The sequence below is a fragment of the Tumebacillus algifaecis genome (assembly GCF_002243515.1).
GTDB classification, from domain to species: domain Bacteria; phylum Bacillota; class Bacilli; order Tumebacillales; family Tumebacillaceae; genus Tumebacillus_A; species Tumebacillus_A algifaecis.
Genome location: NZ_CP022657.1, coordinates 2,450,389 through 2,470,751 on the forward strand (window position 1 = coordinate 2,450,389; position 20,363 = coordinate 2,470,751).

Annotated in this window: 7 protein-coding genes; all 7 read right to left on the reverse strand. The window is 56.9% G+C overall.

The window, feature by feature from the left end; all coding sequences use genetic code 11:
- Window positions 1-293: 293 nt before the first annotated feature.
- The 7 genes from CIG75_RS10440 to CIG75_RS10470 are packed head-to-tail and all read right to left on the reverse strand — an operon-like array spanning window position 294 to window position 19,639.
- Complete coding sequence (locus CIG75_RS10440; RefSeq protein ID WP_094236615.1) at window positions 294-1,175, reverse strand: nitrilase-related carbon-nitrogen hydrolase; 882 nt, start codon at window positions 1,173-1,175, stop codon at window positions 294-296.
- Between the two features lie 16 nt (window positions 1,176-1,191).
- Window positions 1,192-2,577, reverse strand: coding sequence for a dihydropyrimidinase (gene hydA / locus CIG75_RS10445; protein ID WP_094236616.1), 1,386 nt, complete (start codon window positions 2,575-2,577; stop codon window positions 1,192-1,194).
- Complete coding sequence (gene preA / locus CIG75_RS10450; protein WP_094236617.1) at window positions 2,574-3,839, reverse strand: NAD-dependent dihydropyrimidine dehydrogenase subunit PreA; 1,266 nt, start codon at window positions 3,837-3,839, stop codon at window positions 2,574-2,576. The genes hydA and preA overlap by 4 nt, the downstream gene beginning before the upstream one ends.
- A 15-nt stretch (window positions 3,840-3,854) precedes the next feature.
- A complete protein-coding gene (locus CIG75_RS10455) occupies window positions 3,855-5,213 on the reverse strand; it encodes an NAD(P)-dependent oxidoreductase (protein WP_094236618.1) in 1,359 nt (452 codons plus the stop codon).
- A complete protein-coding gene (locus CIG75_RS10460) occupies window positions 5,213-8,455 on the reverse strand; it encodes a non-ribosomal peptide synthetase (RefSeq protein WP_094236619.1) in 3,243 nt (1,080 codons plus the stop codon). Before CIG75_RS10460 ends, CIG75_RS10455 begins: the two co-directional genes overlap by 1 nt.
- Before the next feature lie 34 nt (window positions 8,456-8,489).
- A complete protein-coding gene (locus tag CIG75_RS10465) occupies window positions 8,490-15,035 on the reverse strand; it encodes a non-ribosomal peptide synthetase (RefSeq protein ID WP_094236620.1) in 6,546 nt (2,181 codons plus the stop codon).
- Between the two features lie 23 nt (window positions 15,036-15,058).
- Window positions 15,059-19,639, reverse strand: a complete 4,581-nt coding sequence (locus CIG75_RS10470) for a type I polyketide synthase (protein ID WP_094236621.1) — start codon at window positions 19,637-19,639, stop codon at window positions 15,059-15,061.
- Window positions 19,640-20,363: the final 724 nt, after the last annotated feature.

A 20,363-nucleotide genomic window follows, 5' to 3' on the forward strand; every position in this document is an offset into this window, starting at 1 on the left:
TTTCACGTTCCCCTTTCAGCGCTTTAGCAAAAGAAAGGGACCGGGCAGAAGTTACTCACTTCCCCCGGTCCCTTTTTTACAAAAGAGGCAAATATGCGATTGTCTGTGTACTACCTGATATGAGTACCTCATCCCAATCACGCGCCTTTGCAATTTCTTTTTAATGTTTCTTATCTTACATTCTCACATTCTAAGCAACCAGTTGTCAAGTGCGTGCCTTTACACGACGGTCAAGGAGACGATGCATTTTTGCCGCATCGAGCTCCCATGCCGTTGTGCTTTGAGTATCGACTTTACAGATCGACCATCTCGCCGTACGTCTCCGGACGACGATCGCGATAGAATTGCCATTTTTGGCGGACTTCGTAGATCATCTGCTTGTCCATCTCTGCTACCAGCACTTCATCCTGATCGCGAGCTGCGACCGCAACCATCTCGCCGCGCGGGTCGGCGAGGTACGATTGACCATAGAACTCGCCCATGTTCCACGGCGCTTCCACGCCAACACGGTTGATCGCCGCGATGTAGTACCCGTTTGCCACCGCATGGGCAGGCTGTTCTAGCTTCCAAAGGTACTCGGAAGTGCCTGCTACGGTCGCTGACGGGTTAAAGACGATCTCCGCGCCTTTGAGCCCCAGCACGCGAGCACCTTCTGGGAAGTGGCGGTCATAACAGATGTAGACGCCGACTTTGGCATATCGGGTGTCAAATACGTTGTACCCGAGATTGCCCGGTTTGAAATAGTATTTTTCCCAGAACCCGTGCGGCGGCTCGCCAGCCTCGACGTGCGGGATGTGATGCTTGCGGTATTTACCGAGGTAACTGCCATCTGCATCGATCACCGCAGCGGTGTTGTACAGCGTACCGATGCCTTCTTTTTCATAGATCGGCAGGATGATGACCACTTCCAGTTCCTTTGCCAGCTTCATAAACAGTTGCGTGGTCGGACCCTGTGGAATTTCTTCGGCCGCTTCGTACCATTTCGGAGTTTGTTCTGCGCAGAAGTAAGGGCCGTAGAAGATCTCCTGCAGGCAGATGATCTTAGCGCCTTGCGAGGCGGCGTCGCGCACCATTTTGATGTGCTTGGCGATGGCCACCTCCTTGTGCACCGCAACCGGTTCGTCACCGTGAATTTCATGTTTGGCTTGGATAAGGCCGATTTTGACTTTGTGCATGGTCGTACAATACCTCCTAGGGGCGCTTAAATTTGTTGCGGCGAATGAAGCGTCCATTGCCTGCCGTACCGACAAATTGTTTGTCGCGAATGACATAGGTGCCGCGCGACAGCACAGAGACCACTTCACCGTGAACTTCCATGCCTTCAAACGGATTGTAGTCAACGTTCATGTGATGCGTGGTGGCCGAGATCGTGCGGGTGACTTCCGGATTGAAGATGACGATGTCAGCATCAGAACCGACGGCGATCGTGCCTTTTTTCGGGAACATGCCAAACAATTTGGCCGACTTGGTCGAAGTGATGTCAACAAATTGGTTCAACGAGATGCGCCCTTTGTGCGCCCCTTCCGAGTACAGGATGCCAAAGCGGTCTTCGATCAGCGGGCCACCGTTCGGAATCTTGGTGAAGTCACCTTTGCCAAGATCTTTTTGCCCTGCGAAGTTAAACGAACACTGGTCAGAGCCGACCGTTTGCAGAATTCCGTTTTTCAAGGCGCTCCACAGCACCTCCTGGTTCCACTTTTCACGCAACGGCGGCGACCAGACGTATTTGGCACCTTCAAAGTCCGGTTTTTCCAGACTGGTGATGTCAAGCGTCAGGTACTGCGGGCACGTCTCGCCGTAGACATTCAAGCCGCGCTCGCGAGCTTCCGCGATGCGCTGTACCGCTTCGGAACAAGAAACATGCACCACATAGAGCTGAGAGTCGGCCAGCGCCGTCAGCGCGATCGCGCGGCCTGTCGCCTCCCCTTCTGCCACTGGAGGACGGGTATGGGCGTGATAGATCGGGTCTGTGTTGCCTTTTTCCAGCGCTTCCTTGATCAGATAATCGATGACATCACCATTTTCAGCATGCACTTGTACCAGCGCGCCCAGTTCTTTCGCGCGGATCAGCGTTTTGAACAGCGTTTCATCGTCCGCTTGGAACACATTTTTGTAGGCCATAAACACTTTCAGGGACGTGATGCCCTCTTCGTTCACCACCTGCTCCAACTGTTGCAGGACGCTGTCGTTCGCTTCAGCGATCATCAGGTGGAACCCGTAGTCGATCACCGCTTTGTGATCCGCTTTGGCATGCCAAATTTTGATCGCATCATTCAAGGTCTGGCCTTTGCTGGTCAAGCAAAAGTCGATGATCGTCGTCGTGCCACCAAACGCGGCAGCCCGAGTGCCCGTTTCAAAATCATCGGCTGTCGTCGTGCCGCCAAACGGCATGTCGAGGTGGGTGTGCGGGTCGATGCCGCCCGGGAAGAGATAGCATCCGGAAGCATCGATCACTTCCGCATCGGTCACGTCCAACTTCTGTCCGATCGCGACGACGCTCTCGCCATCGATCAGCACGTCCGCTTGGTAGGTGTCGGCAGCGGTGACGACGGTGCCGCCTTGGATCAGCTTTTTCATCTGGCAGTTCCCCTCTCTTGTACCAATTCGCCCCACGTCATGTGCGGTTTGCCAGTGTCCACCGGAATCATGTCGATGGCACCGTCCACCGGGCAGACCAGCGAACACAGATTGCAGCCGACACAGTCATCTTCGCGCACTTGCAGGATCTGCTTGCCGGTCGCTTTGTCTTCCACACGGTCGATGCACTGGTGGGACGCGTCCTCGCAGGAGATGTAGCACTTGTTGCAGTTGATACACGTCTCCGTGTTGATGCGGGCTGTCACTTTGTAGTTCAGGTTCAACGAGCCCCAGTCGGACATGGTGTGCACCGATTTGCCGACGATCTCGCTGACCGAATCGATTCCTTTTTCATCCAAATAGTTGTTGAGGCCATCGATCATATCTTCGACGATGCGGAAGCCGTGATGCATGACGGCGGTGCAGACCTGTACGTTCGTCGAGCCCATCAGCATAAATTCGACCGCATCGCGCCAACTCGAAATGCCGCCGATGCCAGAGATCGGCAGTGCGACCTGCGAGTCATGGGCGCATTCTGCGACCATGTTCAGCGCGATCGGTTTGACCGCCGGGCCGCAATAGCCGCCGTGTGCGCCTTTGCCGTCCACGTTCGGTTGCGGCAGCCACGAGTCGAGATCGACACCGATCAGCGAGTTGATCGTGTTGATCAAGGAGATCGCATCGGCCCCGCCTTCGCGTGCAGCGCGGGCCGTGTAGCGGATGTCGGTGATGTTCGGCGTCAGTTTGACGATCACAGGCGTCGTCGCCACCTCTTTGATCCACTCCGTCTGTTGACGCACCAGCTCGGGATGCTGCCCGACGGCCGCCCCCATGCCGCGCTCCGCCATGCCGTGTGGACAACCGAAATTGATTTCGAGGCCGTCCACCCCGACCGCTTCCACCCGCTTGACGATCTCATGCCAGACTTCGCGAACCGGGTCAACCATCAGCGAAGCAACCAAGGCCCGGTCAGGAAAACGCTTTTTCACTTCGGCCATCTCTTTTAAGTTCACTTCTAGCGATCGGTCGGTGATCAACTCTATGTTGTTCAGCCCCATCAGCCGCTGTGTGCCAACGCGATAGCCGCCAAAGCGGGAGGAGACGTTGACGATCGGGTCGCCGAGCGTTTTCCAGACCGCGCCGCCCCAACCTGCTTCAAAGGCGCGCAGGACTTGGTAGCCGGTGTTGGTCGGAGGTGCTGAGGCCAGCCAAAACGGGTTGGGCGACTTGATGCCGCCCAGTTCAATGCGTAAATCGGCCATGTGTGTGCCTCCTCTTTATACGGACAATGCGGCGGTGCTATGCAGCGCTTCATGGATCGAGCGTGCCGCCTGTTTGCCTTGTTGAGCGGCCGACACGACCATCGCGTCGGTGCCGCCTTGACCGCCGAAAATAAAGTCGCCAGCTGCGTAGACGCGCGCGCGGGACGTTTCCAACGTCGCTTTGTTGAGCGTCGGAATGCCATGCTCATGCTGAAGTCCAAACGCTTCGATCAAAGGTAGCAAGCGGGTTTGACCGATCGCTTTGATCACAAAATCAACTTCGATCGTCTTTTCGCTCCCTGCTACTGGCGTAGGTCTGCGGCGGCCCTTCTCATCCGCTTCCCCAAGTTCCATCCCGATCATCTCCACTGCGCTCACATGTCCGCCTGCACCCAAAATGCGGGTCGGCGCGCTCAACCAGCGGAACTCAACCCCATCTTGTTTGGCAAATTCGTACTCGAAGTCATAAGCGGTCATCTCATGTTCGGTGCGGCGGTAGTAAATCTGCACCACTTCGGCCCCGAGCCGCTTGGAGCAGGTTGCGGCGTCGATCGCCGTATTTCCCGCCCCGATCACCGCCACTTTTTTGCCGACCATTGCGTCGGTCAGCTCCTTGGTTTTCGTATCTTCTACAAAGGCGATCGCGTCGAGCACACCGTCCAACTCTTCGCCTTCGATGTGCAGTTGCGGCACGGCCCCCATGCCCGGTGCGAGCAAGACCGCATCAAAGCTGGCCAGCAGTTCATCGGCGGAGATATCAGTGCCGACGCGCACCCCATAGCGGAACGCAACGCCGAGCGCTTCCACCTGCTCCACCTCCCACTGCGGAATCTCCTGCGGGAGACGGAACGAGACGATGCCGTAGGTGTTGAGGCCACCTGCACGCTCTTTTGCCTCGAAGACGGTGACCGCGTACCCAAACCGTGCCAATTCGCGGGCGGCAGAAAGTCCGGCTGGACCCGCTCCGACCACCGCCACACGCAGACCGTTCGATTCCCCAGCTTGAAAGAGCGGCGTTTGCGCCTGCATCGCCCAATCGGTGACATGGCGCTGGAGCAGGCCGATGAGGATCGCTTTGTCCGATTCACCATTCAGGACGCACGCGCCTTCACAGAGTTCGGACGTAGGGCAGACCCGGGCGCAAGACGCGCCGATCGGATTGGCTTCCATGATCGTGCGCGCAGAGCCAAGGAGATTGCCCGTGGCGATTTTTTTGATAAACGACGGGATGTCGATGCCCGTCGGACACGCATGCATGCAAGGAGCATCATAGCAGTACAGGCAACGGTTCGCTTCGTCCAACACCTCTTTTGGACGCAGCGGCGGCATGACTTCGTAAAAGTTAACGTTCAGCTTCGTGAGCGGATTCGCCATCATCGTCCCCCCATCGGTCGGCTGCGATCGATCCGCTTGATCATCCCAGCACCGCCATCACTTACGGCCGTGCCTTTTCTAGATTCGATCTTCGCCGCGATTCCTTCGACAGTCGCCACTTCAAACAGGTCGCCTAAACTGTATTCAATCTTGTGCGCCTCTTTCACACGAGAGACGAACATCGTCGCTAACAAGGAGTGACCCCCGCGTTCAAAGAAGTTGTCGGCCGCCCCCACTTGCTCGATTCCGAGCAGTTCGCCAAACATCGCAGCCACTTGCTCCTCCAATTCGGTGCGCGGCTTGATATACGGGCGGTTGGCCGAAGTCAACACGCCACCTGGTGCCGGAAGTGCTTTGCGATCGATCTTGCCGTTGGCGTTGAGCGGAAACTCCTGAAGTGTGACGAAAACGGCTGGCACCATATATTCGGGCAGCGTTTGCTTCAAGAAGTCGCGCAGTAATGCCTCATCGGGCGTCTGACCAGGCTCGGCGACCAGATAGGCGGCGAGGTTTTTCTCCCCTTGGTGTTCAAAGACGGTCAGCACCGCCTCTTTGACCTGTTCATGGCGGACGAGCACCGTTTCGATCTCGCCAATCTCAACGCGGAACCCGCGGATTTTCACTTGACCGTCCATCCGCCCGAAGAATTCGATGTTGCCATCGGGGAGGAAGCGCACCAAGTCGCCCGATTTGTAGCGCCGCTCGCCGTTTACGGTGATAAATTTCTCCGCGGTCAGCTCTTCACGGCCATAATACCCGCGCGTAACACCAAGACCCGCGATGTGCAGTTCGCCCGGTACGCCGAGCGGAACCTCTTTGCCAAAGCGGTCACACACATAGAGCTGTGCGTTCGCGCAGCGCGTGCCGATCGTATATTTTTCACCTTCTTGACCGCGCTTTGCCAAGTATTCGGTCGCGAAGATCGACGTTTCGGTCGGACCGTACAACACGTACGACTCTGCATTGTGGAAGACTTCGTTCATGTCTTTGAGCAGCTGTGGCGACACCACATCGCCCGCCGAATAGAGCTGACGGAGCTTGTCAAAATTGGCGCCGTTCTCTTTCGCCTTCCGTCCAGCATCGACGATTTGGCGCATCAGACTCGGCACTGCATGCATGGTGGTGACTTCTTGCAACTCTTCGGTCAAGAGTTCTAGGTTGGTGATGTGCGCGCGGGTCAACACCTTCACACGAGCGCCGATCAGCAAGGGGTTCATCACTTCGAACAGCGAAACGTCAAAGGCAACCGAGACGACCCACGTCATCACATCGTCTGCAGTAAAGCCGCACGTCTTCTGCATCGCGAACAAAGTGGAAAGCAGTTGGTGATGCTCGACCGCCACCGCTTTCGGAGTTCCGGTCGAGCCTGATGTATAGATCAGATAGGCCAGATTTTGCGATGTGACATCAGTGACCAAATTATCGGTCGCATAGCCGGAGAGCGTTTCCCCGTCCGTGTCGAGGCAGATCAGGCGGGCGTCGTGAGCGGGGAGCTCTTGCGCCAGATGAGACTGCGTGACCATGACCGACGCTTTCGTATCCTGCAAAATGAATGCAGTGCGCTCCGCCGGGTTGCTCGGATCGATCGGCACATAGGCGGCCCCTGCTTTGAGAATCCCCAGCTCCGCCACGATCAGATCGATGGAGCGCTCGACGCATAGCGTGACGAGCGACTCGGTGCCGATGCCAAGCGTTTGCAGATGGCGAGCCAACTGGTTCGCGCGAGCATTCAGCTCGCGGTACGTCAAGGTCTGTCTTTCGCATTCTACTGCGATGTTGTCCGGTGTGCGTGCCGCCTGCTCTTCGATCAAGCGGTGGACACAGCTGTCGGCCGGGGCAGGCAGTTCACCGTTCCATGTTTTGAAAAGTTGCTGTTCCGCATCTGTCAGCATCTGCAGATCATAGACCGGAGTGTCCGGGTTGTCTAAGAGGCTGGAGACCAGGTGGGTAAAATGTTCGGCCATGCGAGCGATCGTGCTCTCTTCAAACAGGTCGGTACAATATTCGAAGCCACAGAGCAGTCCATCCGGCAGTTCCGAGCAGAAGAGCGACAGGTCAAATTTTGCAGTGCCGCTTTCGTGTGGGACTGTCGATAAGGTCACATCTTGCAAGTGCACTTCTTCGCGCGGCGTGTTTTGCATCGCAAAAAACACTTGGAACAGCGGCGAGTACGTGCGGTTGCGCTCCGGCTGCAATTCTTCGACCAGCTTTTCAAACGGGAAGTCCTGGTGTTCAAATGCATCGAGCGCATCTTTTTGGACGCGTTGCAACAGATCGCGGAAGCTTACGTTTTCCGACAGGTCGGCACGCATGACCAGCGTGTTGACAAACAGCCCGATCAACTTTTCGATGCCGTTGACGTTGCGCCCTGCGATCGGTGTGCCGACCCAGATGTCCTCCTGTCCGGTCCAACGGGCCAGCAGAACGTTGAAGGCAGCAAGCATTGTCATAAACATCGTCACGCGTTCCTGCTGATTAAAGTCTTGGAGCTTTTTCAACAGATCGCCTGAAAGCATGTGCTTGTAAACTGTCCCGCGATAGCTTTGCACGACCGGGCGTTGCTTGTCGGTTGGCAGTTGTAGGATTGGCATCGAGCCGCCCAGTGTGTTTTTCCAATAGGAAAGCTGTTTCTCCAGCACGTCCCCGGTCAAGTAGTTAAACTGCCATTCTGAGAAATCTGCGTATTGGATCGTCAAGTCTGGCAGCGGAGAAGGTTGTCCTTTCGCGAACGCTTCGTAGATCGCCGCAAGTTCGGTGAAGAACACCCCCATCGACCAGCCGTCGGAGATGATGTGGTGCATCGTGATCAGCAGCATGTGATCATCTGCAGCCAGTCGCAACAGGCGGGTTCGGACCAGCGGTGCCTGTTTGATCAGAAACGGCCGCGCAAATTCTTCTTTCGCCAGCTCCTGCGCTTTTGGAAAGCGCTCCTCGAGCGGAAGATACTGAAGATCGGTGATCGGAATCTCGACCACAAGCTCCGCGTTGACCAGCTGTTTCAAACCATCCTCCAACATTTCGAACGACGTGCGCAGCGTTTCGTGGCGGTAGATCATTTCATTGATCGTGTCGGTCAACGCGTCCAGATCGAGCTTCCCTTGCAGCCGCACAGCATTTGGCATGTTGTAAAACGGGTTGCCCGGCGAAAATTGATCGAGCACCCACATGCGCTGTTGGGCAAAGGAGGCGCGAAGTTCATAAACTTCATCCTCATGAATCGTGTGTGTATTTGAAGTTGTCAAGCTAGGTCATCCTTTCGTCTCGTGAATAATCTCCCTACTTGCGAGTTCGCTTCGTGCTGGCCATGCGGTCTCTGACCGCGATTTTCGGCTGGGCGAACTCCTGCTCGTCAGCGGTTCGAATCTGTTCAATCAAGGCGGCCACCTCTTCGATTGTCACCGCTTCAAACAGTTGTTTGAGCGGCAGGACAACGCCGAAGCTTTGCTGAATGGCCGTATGCACATGGGTCGCCAATAGTGAATGCCCACCGATTTCAAAAAAGTTATCGTGAACGCCAATCCCCTCTGTGCGCAGCAGCTGCTGCCAGATTTCGGTCAACCGTTGCTCCGTCTCACTCCGCGGTGCGACGTACGCCCGCTCTGATGCGGTCGTGCGCTCGGGCACAGGGAGTGCATTGCGGTCGATCTTCTGGTTTGGCGTCAATGGAAACGCGCGCAAGAAAACAAAGTTGCTTGGCACCATATAATCGGGCAGTTTGTCTTTGAGCAGGGCGCGCAGCTCGCTGACAGTGGGTGCCTCCTCTGCCGCGATCAGATAGGCGACGAGTCGCTGATCTCCAGGTGCATCTTCACGGAGCAAAACGAGCGCATCGCTGATCTCCGTATGGCTTTGCAAGACCGCCTCGATTTCCCCCGTCTCGATCCGGAAGCCACGCAGTTTGACCTGATGGTCGATCCGGCCGTGGAAATCGATCTCACCGTTTGGCAACCAGCGGGTGAGATCGCCCGTTTTGTAGAGCCTTCCATACGGGCTCTCGATAAAAGTTTTGGCCGTCAGTTCTTCGCGGTTCAGGTAGCCGCGAGCAAGTCCTACCCCTCCGATGTACAGTTCCCCTGGCACGCCGACCGGAACTGGACGCAGCGCCCGATCGAGGATGTACAGTCGGTTGTTGGCAAGCGGTCGTCCGATCGGAATCACCTGTGGGTCCGCGGTAAGTTCGACCCGCCAATAGGAAGCGAAGATACATGCTTCGGTGGGACCGTACATGTTGTAGATCTGTGCGGAGGGCAGTGACTCGGTAATGCGGGCACAAAGCTCATAGGACAACGGTTCTCCTCCGCACAATAGGTTGCGTAACGACGACCAGTTCCTGAATCCCGCCTGATCGACCAGCAACTTGACCTGCGACGGCACGGTGATGAAAAAGCTGATCTGCCGCTCTTGCGAAACTTCGAGCAGATACGCTGCATCCGTATGACGTCCCGGTTCTGCGATGACCAGTTCCCCGCCGATCAAGAGCGGCGCGAACAGCTCAACGACCGAAACGTCAAACGAAAACGGCGTTTTCAGCAAAAAGCGATCCTGCTCGGTCAAGGAGTTCGTATCGATGAGCCAACGTGTGTTATTGACCACGGAGCGGTGTGAGAGCATCGCCCCTTTTGGACGACCCGTTGAGCCAGAGGTGTAGATCACATAGGCAAGGTTGTCCGGAGTGACTTGCACCGCCGGAGCGACAGCGCTCTCCGCTGCGACCAGATCCCACTCGCTATCCAAAGCGATCACGTTCGCCGCTCCTGCATGCGCGGCCAGACGCTCGCGCAGATGGGACTGGGTCAGCAACACCGCCGCCTGCGCGTCTTCGATCATGAAGGCGAGACGGTCGTTTGGATAGTCTGGGTCGAGCGGGACGTAGGCACCGCCCGCCTTCAACACCCCATAGACGGCAACGATCATCTCCAGCGACCGCTCCGTGCAGATTCCGACGCGCACATCGGGGCCGACACCGAGCTTCTGCAGATGGTGTGCCAGTTGGTTGGAACGCGCTTGCAGTTCGCCATAGGTCGTGCACTGCTCTTGGTAGCGCAGCGCGATCGCATCAGGCGTTGCATCCGCTTGGCGGTCAAACCATTCGTGAAGGGTCAATTCCGCCTCCGGTACTTCTCGCTCCGTTTGGTTCCATTCGACGATGATTTTCTCCTCTGCTGTTGCTGAGATCAGGTTGTAGTCACAGATTTGTCGGTCGATGTTCTCGGTGATGCTTTGCAACAAGCTACAGAAGTGAGCGAGCATCGATTCGATCGTCGCCCGATCAAACAGATCGGCATTGTATTCGAACACCCCGCGCAGACCGTTTTCGTTATCGACCATGTTGACAACAAAATCGTAGTCGATCGATTCCTTTTCCACGCCGAGGCGCGTCAGCATCATGCCTGGCAACTGCACCTTCAGCCCTTCCACCTGTAGCGCGGAGCCCGGCGTATTCAACAGGGCGAACACCGCCTGCACCAGCGTGGCATGGGAGGTGCTGCGCTCTGGCCGCACCTCTTCGACCAGTCGTTCAAACGGCACGTCCTGATTCGCATAGGCGTCGAGCGTGGTACGTTTGACGCGGGCGAGCAGGTCGCGAAACGTCGGATTGCCAGACAGATCGGTGCGCAGCACGATCGTGTTGACGAAAAATCCGATCAGCCCTTCCACCTCTTCACGGGTGCGGTTGGCCACAGGCGAGCCGAGCAAGATGTCATCTTGGCCGGAATAGCGCGACAACAGCGTGTTGAACGCCGCGAGCAACAGCATGTACAAAGTGACCCCTTCTTGCTGGCAGAGCTTGTGCAGATCGTCTGACAGCGTTCTCGGCACTTCAAACGCCAACGATTGGCCTCGAAAGGTCTGAGCGGCTGGCCGCGGCCGATCGGTCGGCAGTTGCAGGACGGGCAGCGAGCCAGCTAGCTGCTCGCGCCAATAGGTGAGCTGTTCTTGGAGCAGTTCACCTTGTAGCCACTCGCGCTGCCACACGGCAAAGTCAGCATATTGAACGGGCAATTCGGCAAGCTGTGACGGCTTGCCATGCGCATGGTGATCGTACAGGTCCAGCGTCTCCTGATAGATGCGGCTCATCGACCAGCCATCGGTGATGATGTGATGCATGATCAGCACCAAGATGTGGTCTGCTTCTGACAAGCGCAGAAGCGTCAGCGAAAAGGGAGGCACTACATCTAGCTGGAACGGTCGTTTGTACAGTTCAGCGATGCGTTGCTGCGCATGCGGGAATCGCTCCGATTCGGGCAGGTCTTGCAGGTCGATCAAATCGAGTGTCCGCGGCTGGTACGGCAGTATTTTCTGCACCAGTTTGCCTTCTGTCATCAGGAAGGTGGTACGCAGATTTTCATGGCGGGAGATCAGATCATTGAACGCCGCCTGCAGAGCAGCCAAGTCGATCGCGCCTTCGATGCGTACGACTTCCGGGATGTGATAGGTCGGCGTGCCTGGAGAAAGTTGTTCGAAGAACCAGAGACGCTCCTGCGACGATGACATCGGCAATTGCTCGGTGCGGGGCTGTGGTAGCACTGGCCGTGTCTGCACACCGCGCGTGTCCCGCTTCGCCACTTCGATCTGTACTGCCAACGCGTGAAGCGTCGGCGTTTCAAAAAAGAGTTTTAACGGCAACTGCACATCGAACGCTCGGCGCACGCGCGATAAGATTTGCGTCGCCAACAGCGAGTGACCGCCAAGCTCAAAGAAATTTGCCGTGGCGCTCACCCGTTCCAAGCGCAGCACTTCCTGCCAAATCCCAGCCAATTCCGCTTCGACGCCAGTGCGTGGCGCCACAAACGTCTGCTCTGCCAGTCCTTGACCTCGATCGGGCGCCGGAAGCGCCTGTCGATTGACCTTCCCGCTTGGTGTGAGCGGCAAAGCATCGAGCATGACGAACGCAGACGGCGCCATATATTCGGGAAGTTTGTTGAGCAAAAAGAGTCTCAGGTCACCTGCGCTCAGCTCTCGTCCCACATGTGCGACCGTGTAAGCGACGAGGCGCTTCTCGCCTGGGATGTCTTCGCGGGCGGTCACGACTGTCGAGTGCACTCCGTCATGTTGAACCAGTGCCGCTTCAATCTCACCCAGCTCGATGCGGAAGCCGCGTATCTTGACCTGATTGTCGATTCGTCCCAAATACTCGATGTTGCCGTCTGGCAACCAGCGCACGATGTCCCCCGTCTTGAACAGACGTCCTGTCCCAAACGGATTGGGCACAAACCGTTCCGCCGTCAAATCGGGCCGCTGATAATACCCTCGTGCCAACACAGCACCGCCAGCGTGCAATTCGCCTGGCACGCCGATCGCAGTCTGCTGCATGTTGCGGTCGAGGATGTAAAGTTCTGCGTTGGCAATCGGACGTCCGATCGGGATGTTGACCGCATCATGCGACACCGCTTCCGTCTCGTACCAGGTGACATCGGCCGCGACTTCGGTCGAGCCATATAGATTGAGCAAAAGCGCTGTCGGCACCGCTTTTTGGAAGCGCTGCGTCAGTTCGACCGTCAGCGCTTCCCCACTGCAAACCCAAAAGTTCAGGTCGGGCAACTCTTTTTGCAGATCGTCATAGCTGTCAAGCAACGCGCGCAATAAGGACGGCACGAGCACGATCCGTGTCACGCGTTGCGTTCGCAGGGCCGGAACAAAGTGCTCAATGTCTTTGACTGCCAAATCAGAGAAGATCACGAGCGGCACGCCTTGCAGGAGCGGCCCCCAGATCTCCCAGATCGAATCACCGAAATTGAGCGACGTTTTCTGCGCGCACACCTCGCCCGAAGCAAACGGGTAACGCTCCCACATCCAGTGGAAGCGGTTGACCATCGCGCGGTGCGTGCCTTCGACCCCTTTCGGTTGGCCTGTCGAGCCCGACGTGTAGAGGACGTACATCACGCTGCCGGCGTCCGATTTGACGTCCAGCCCCGCCGTGCTCTCCTTGGCGATTTCAGCCCAGTCGGCATCGAGGCAAATCGTTTGGGCATCGTGAACGGGCAGTCGCTCGAGCACGCTGGCTTCGGTGAGCAACAGGCGGACAGCAGAGTCCTGCAACATGTACGCTTTGCGTTCCTCCGGATAGCCGGGATCGATGGGAACATACGCTGCCCCCGCCTTGAGAATGCCGAGCAGCCCGATGATCATGGCAGGCGTTCGCTCCATCGAAATCCCGACCAGCGTTTCCCTCTCCACGCCCTGCTTCTGCAGGAATCGCGCCACTTGGTTCGCCCGCTCCTCCACTTCGCGAAAGGACAAGCTCTCATTTTCAAACAGGAGCGCAGGGGCATCTGGCGTTCTTGCGGCTTGCGCGGCAAACAGTTCAGGCACCGTCGCATCCTTTGGAAAATCGGCGGTCGGCCCGTTCCATGCTCCGGCACACAAATCGATCTCCCGCTCAGTGAGCAAAGACAGCGTGGCGATCGGTTGGTCGGCATCGCTCAAGATGCTGTGCAACAAGTTTTGGAAGTGTGCACCCATGCGTTCGATCGTCGCTCGGTCGAACAGGTCGGTGTTGTATTCGAATTTCACGAGCAGTCCCGCCTCTTTTTGCATCACATAAAGCGAGATGTCAAACTTGGACGTACCGCTGTCCAATTCGCGGGCTTGCAACTGCAAACCTGGCAGTTTCAGCTCGGGCACTGGGGCATTTTGCAATGCGAACAACACTTGGAACAACGGGGAAAAGCTCATGTTGCGCTCAGGTTGCAGGTGCTCGACCAATTTTTCAAATGGCAGGTCCTGGTTGGCAAACGCGCCGACCGCCGTCTGTTTCACGCGGGAGAGCAGACTGCGAAACGACAGGTCACCGCTGACACCTGTGCGCAGGACGATCGTGTTGACAAAAAAGCCGATCATCCCTTCGATCTCCGCTTTGTTGCGGTTGGCGATCGGGGAGCCTACTGAGATGTCCTCCTGCATGGTATAGCGATAGAGCAATACTTTAAAGGCGGATAGCAGTGTCATGTAAAGCGTGACATCTTCTCGTTTGCTGAACGCTTCTAAGCGCTGCTCCAATGCTTTGGGCACCCAAAAATCGTACGTTGCACCTGCAAAAGTCTGCATCGCCGGGCGCGGGCGGTCGGTAGGCAGATGAAGGGTCGTCAAGCCTTGGCCCAGCTGCTCCTGCCAATATCCAAGCTGCTTTTGCAACACCTCGCCTTGCATCCATTCCCGCTGCCAGTGTGCAAAATCGCCGTACTGCACGGGAAGTTCGGGGAGCGGAGAGGGCGACCCCGCCAAAAATGCTTCATAGAGTGCGACCATCTCCCCGATCAGCACGCCGAACGACCAGCCGTCACCGATGATGTGGTGCATGACGAGCACCAGCGTATAATGGTCTGCCCCATGCTGTAGCACGGTCGCGCGCAGGAGCGGGCCGGACGTCAAATCGAACGGCCGCTTCGATTCGGATGCGATCTGCGCTTCCAACTCCGCTGCTGCCAGGTCGGTCACATCCAGCAATGGAATGGTCAACCTCAGATCTGACAACACCGTCTGCATCGCTTCCTCTTCCCCTGCTGAAAACACGGTGCGCAACACTTCGTGGCGGGAGATGACCTCCCAGAGCGCGCGCTCGAGCACGTCGAGGTGCAGGTCGCCTTTCATCTGCACCGCATATGGGATGTTGTAGGTCGCCGTGCCCGGTTCCAATTGATCGAGCAGCCAGACACGCTGTTGCGAGAAGCTGAGCGGTGTGCGGCCAGACGGGCGGCGCGGGATTCCGTTCGGTTTGCCCGCTGCTTTTGCCGCTTCGCCGCGCATCCGCCGCTTGAGCAGTTCACGCTGGGCGGGGGTGAGGGTGGAACGCTTTTGTAAAATGTCAGTTTTGTTGTCCATCTTCTCGCATACACCTCCGGAGCCTAGTAGCTCAAAGCCTCTTCGTCACTCAGTTTGGAGATTTCTTCGATGATCAGTTCTTCGATGATGATGGCAAGTTCGGCGACAGTCGATGCTTCAAACAGGATGCGCAGCGGCAAATCGACTTGGAAGGAACTGCGCAGACGAGTGATCAGCTGTGTGCCGAGCAGCGAGTTGCCGCCCAATTGGAAAAAGGAATCGTGCACGCCGACCGCTTCAATGCCAAGCAGATCTTGGAAAATCTCGGCGATCAGCTCTTCCCCTTCATCTCGCGGGCCGACATAGGCGGTGTGCAGATTGGGACGGGCGTGCGCCTGACCGACAATTTTGTCGTGCATGCGGTCGCCATCACCCATTTGTCGTTCAAATCGAATCCATTTGTTCAGCGCGGAGGTCAGGTCTTTAGGCGAAACGATCAGTGTAGACGCTTGCTCCTGCGCCAAGACGCGGCCGATCGCATCGAGCATTTGGGCGCTTTCGCCTGGCTCCCAGTTGACCAGCAACCACGGGAATGATCCTTCGCGCTGTTGGTTGTTGGCGAACGTGTCGAGGAACAGGTGTGCGGCTGTCGGCGCCACCAGTCCGATGCCGCCAAGGATGGACGAAAGCGACGAATTGATCAGGAAGAAATCGAGCGGTTTGTCGGCAAACAGTTTTTGCAAAGCGTACGCTCCAAAGATGCGCGGCTTGAAATGCGGTTCACATTCGGCAAATGTCGTCTCGGCGATCGTCGTCATCGTGTCGCGATCGACGAGGCCCGCGGCGTGGATGACACCATGAATCGTGCCCCATTCTTGCTCGGTGGCTTTAATGACAGCGGCCATCTGAGATTCATCCGAAACATCGGCTGTGACGACACGCACTTCCGCACCGAGCGCCTCTAGACGGCGCACGTTGTAGATGCGTGTGCCGATGTGGTCTTCGAAGTGCTCCCCTGCCAGCGGGTCGGCCCACTGTTCGCGGGATGGAAGCGGTGTGCGGGTGACGAGGACGAGCTTGGCTTGCACCGTTTTGGCCAGGTACTCGGCGTACCAAGTGCCAAATGCGCCGAGGCCGCCCGTGATCAGATACACACCCTTCTCCCGTAGACGACGTGGACGCTCCGCCACCTGTGGCAACCGGTGTGGCTCGAACGCTTGCACGAAGCGATGCTGTCCGCGGTAACCGACCAGACGGTCTGCGCTGCCCGCAGCCAACTCGTGGAGCAACTGCGTTTGCAAGCGCTCGCCTTGCGCGGAGGACAGCTTCGGCAGACGCACATCGATCATGCGGCACGTGATGTTGGTGTATTCCTGCGGGATGACTTTGCAGGCGGCGAGCAAGGTCGCTTTTTCGGCAAACGGTAGATCGATGCTCTCGATCTCACCGATCCGGTCGGCGATCACCCAGAGATCGAGCGGATCGGCGATGTGCAGACGAGAGATCGTCTTGGCGAGATGGAGCAGTGAGTACAGACCGAGCGTCTGCGCCAGTTCGAACTGCCCTGCCAGATCACGGTCGCCAGTCACGCCAAAAAGGTGTAGGATCGCTTCGGGCGTTTTGTCCTGCTGGAGCAGGTCTTGCAGCACCCGTTCGTAATCGGTTGCTGAAGCAGGATCGATCACATAGCGCCCAGCATCAGTCTTTTCATAGCGCTCTCCAGCATGGACCTGAAACACTTCATCTTCTTGTGCGGTCAGACGGTTGGCCAGCGCTTCACCCAGCCCCTCCCGATCGACAAAGACCAGCCAGCGCGACCGCTTTTTGGGGGAACTCTGCGGCATGGCGAGGTTCCGCTTCCAAGTCGGGAGGGAGAACCAGTCGGCCACGTCCGCCTTGACCTCTTGCTCGGGGATTGCCATGCTGGTGCTACCTACGGTCGCGTGGTGCGGCTCGATCCAGTAACGGCGACGTTCGAACGGATAGGTTGGCAGTGGCACGCGCAGGCGTTGCTCTTCGGCGCTAAACGCTTTCCAGTCGATCTCCACCCCTTCTAGCCACAGCTGTCCGAGCGTGCTAAGCAGGACCTCCACATCGGAGCGCTGGTCAAACGAAGCGCGCATGGTCGGGAGTACGGTGCGACCGGGCAGATTTTGCACGACAAAGCTGGACAAGGTCTGCCCTGGCCCGACTTCGAGCAACAGCAGATCAGGGTCCTCGCAAAGGGTGTGGACGCCTTCTGCAAAACGTACCGTCTGGCAGAGGTGGCGCGACCAGTACGCCGGGTCGGTCACTTCATCTGCAACCGCCCACGTTCCCGTCACATTGGACAAATACGGTAGCTTCGGAGCCTGCGGATTGGCACGCTTAACCAGTTCGGTCAGTTGCGCTGTGATCGGCTCCATCAACGGCGAGTGGAACGGATGGGTTGATTGCACGCGAGAGCAGGCGACTCCTTTGGCCAGCAGTTCCGCTTCCAACGCGGCGATCTGCTCATGCGTACCAGAGAGCACGCAGTGCTTCGGTGCATTGAACGTTGCGAGGTACACACCAGGGGACAACAGCCCCTCTACCTCTTCCGCACTCATCGGCACGGCCAGCATCGCGCCACCCGGCAGTTCTTGGATCAGCTGAGCGCGTTTGGCGATCAGCATCAAGGCCGCTTCCAAGCTGAACACTCCGGCGTGGCAAGCTGCCACATATTCACCGAGCGAATGGCCGATCATCGCCTGTGGACGCACACCCCATTCGATGAGCAGACGGCTTAGCGCATATTCGATCACAAACATCGCTGGCTGAGCATAGCGCGTTTCGTTCAGCGTTTGGGAAGCGAGATCGGCCTCCCCGTCACGGCGCAACATTTTGCGCAGATCGAACGCTTGTCCAGACTGCTCGTCGCTCCTCGCCGCTTTTGCCGGATCGAACAGCAGATCACGCAGGTCTGCATCCAGATGTTTATTCAAAATCTCACAACATTCATCGACCGTTTCCTTAAATAGCGCTTCGGTCTGGTACAGTTCATAACCCATGTTGATGTACTGATCGCCAACGCCAGTGAACAGAAATGCCACTGGGCGCTCACGCATCGGCGCGGTGCGGCTCATCAAGCGCAACGGATCGCGCAAGCTCAGCGCCTCTGCCCCCTGCTCGCGGTTCTGTACGACCAGCGCACGACGGGCTGCAAAGCTTTTTCTGCCCACTTGCAACGTGTAGGCGACATCTGCCAATTTTTGCTGTGGATGTGCGGTCAGATGCGCAGACAGGTTGTCGGTCGCGTCCTCCAATGCGGTTTCCGTTTTGGCTGACAGCAGCAACAACTGCCACGGTCTCGCCGCTTCCCCGCTCCCATGCTCAGGCGCTTCTTCCAACACGGCATGCACGTTCGTGCCGCCCAGTCCGAACGAGGACACGCCAGCACGGCGCGGCGAGCCGTCCGTTTCCCATCGGCTCAGTTTGGTGTTGACGACAAACGGGGAATTTTCGAAATCGATCTTCGAGTTGGGCTGTTCAAAATTCAAGGTCGGCGGTATCTCACCATGTTGCAGGCTTAACACCGTTTTGATCAGTCCGGTCACCCCGGCTGCGGCATCGAGGTGGCCGACATTCGTTTTCACAGATCCGATTTTGCAAAATCCGGTGCGGTCAGTGCTGAGCTGAAACGCCTGTGTCAGCGCCGCAAGTTCGATCGGATCGCCAAGCTCGGTGCCTGTCCCGTGCGCTTCGATGTACGTGATCGTGTCCGGCTCCACGTCGGCCATGGCCAGCGCTTCTGCGATCGCCTGGGACTGGCCCTCGACGCCCGGTGCAGTAAAGCCCACTTTTTGCGCACCATCGTTGGTGATCGCACTCCCTTTGATCACCGCATAGATCGTATCGCCATCCAGCACAGCGTCTTCCAGCCGCTTGAGCACGACCACACCTAGACCGCTGCCCGGCACCGTCCCTTTCGCGTTTTCATCAAAGGCGCGGCAGTGTCCGTCCGGCGACAAGATCGAGCCGCTGACATAGGTGTAGCCTGCTGCCTGCGGAACGGCGATCGACACGCCGCCTGCCAAGGCCAGATCGGTATCACCGATCAACAGACTTTGGCAAGCCAGATGCACGGCTGTCATCGAAGTCGAGCAAGCGGTGGAGACCGACACGCTCGCCCCTTTTAAATCAAGCTTGTGCGAAGTGCGGGTGGCGACATAGTCTTTGTCGTTGGTGATCATCAGTTGAACATGTCCGACCCCGTCCACCAGTTCACGGTTGGGAAGCAAGTTGAACAACAGGTAGCGGGAGATTCCCGTTCCCGCAAATACGGAGATCGTTCCGTCATATTGGTCCGGATCATAGCCCGCATGTTCGAGTGCCGACCAAGCGGTTTCTAAAAACAAGCGGTGCTGCGGGTCCATGATTTCCGCTTCCCGTGGGTTAAAACCGAAAAAGGCGGCGTCAAACTCCTCCACCCCGTCTAGCGCCGCATTCGCTTTCACAAAATTTGGGTCTTGCAATTTGGTATGACTCACTCCTGCTGCGAGCAGTTCTTCATCGGTGTAAAAGCGCACCGACTCCACTCCATCGCGCAAGTTGTTCCAAAACTCCTCAATATTTTTCGCTCCTGGGAAGCGGCCAGACAATCCGACAACTGCGATCCCATCCAACGTTCGATCCTCTTGGCTCATCTTCAAAATGCCTCCTGACGGTGCCTGAGTTCTTCAGTTAATCTTGATAAAAATTAAGAAACCGTTATTTTCCTTGCTCCTCTTCATATTCTTTGTTCTAAAATCGGAAACCTCCTTAAAGCGCTTAATTTATTACCGAATTGTCGAAATAAATCCGATCAAAAAGGAACAGCCAATCGGCTGTTCCTTTCAGATTGCAGACAAATGCCCTTCTTGACTGGGGACAAATCCTCCCGCAGCTCGCCATCCATTTCCCTGACCGTATTGACCTTCATCTTCGGTAATTATGGCTTTCTGTACTTTTCACAAAATTATTGACAGACCCAACTAAAAGGACCTGAGGTCGGTGGAATACCGAACTCAGGTCCTTGCCAACTGCGCGGCTGGTTACCAGAGATTTAGTAAAACGCCCTTTGGTTACCAGCACGATATTCGGACACAGTACCATCAGCTGTGACTGTTGATGTATACGCGCTTACTACAGCCGTACTTGTCAGCAACATCCCCACAGCGAGAAAACCACTCACCCATCTCTTCACTATTATCACCTCCTTTTTGATATTTATTGATTGATATACCACTTACACATTTAAAAATCCTGCACATTGATCTAAGCAAGCAAGGCGCGTGCTCTCTCCGCTTCCTGCTGCTGTTCGTACCAATCTGCATTCATCTCCGCATCCATCATCCGGCAAGCAGCGATCTCGGCAGACACCTGCTCCCG

Excerpts from the sequence above, each read along its gene's own strand:
- CIG75_RS10440 (WP_094236615.1), bottom strand. The coding sequence starts at position 1,175 with ATGCACAAAGTCAAAATCGGCCTTATCCAAGCCAAACATGAAATTCAC.
- hydA (WP_094236616.1), bottom strand. The coding sequence starts at position 2,577 with ATGAAAAAGCTGATCCAAGGCGGCACCGTCGTCACCGCTGCCGACACC.
- preA (WP_094236617.1), bottom strand. The coding sequence starts at position 3,839 with ATGGCCGATTTACGCATTGAACTGGGCGGCATCAAGTCGCCCAACCCG.
- CIG75_RS10455 (WP_094236618.1), bottom strand. The coding sequence starts at position 5,213 with ATGGCGAATCCGCTCACGAAGCTGAACGTTAACTTTTACGAAGTCATG.
- CIG75_RS10465 (WP_094236620.1), bottom strand. The coding sequence starts at position 15,035 with ATGGACAACAAAACTGACATTTTACAAAAGCGTTCCACCCTCACCCCC.
- CIG75_RS10470 (WP_094236621.1), bottom strand. The coding sequence starts at position 19,639 with ATGAGCCAAGAGGATCGAACGTTGGATGGGATCGCAGTTGTCGGATTG.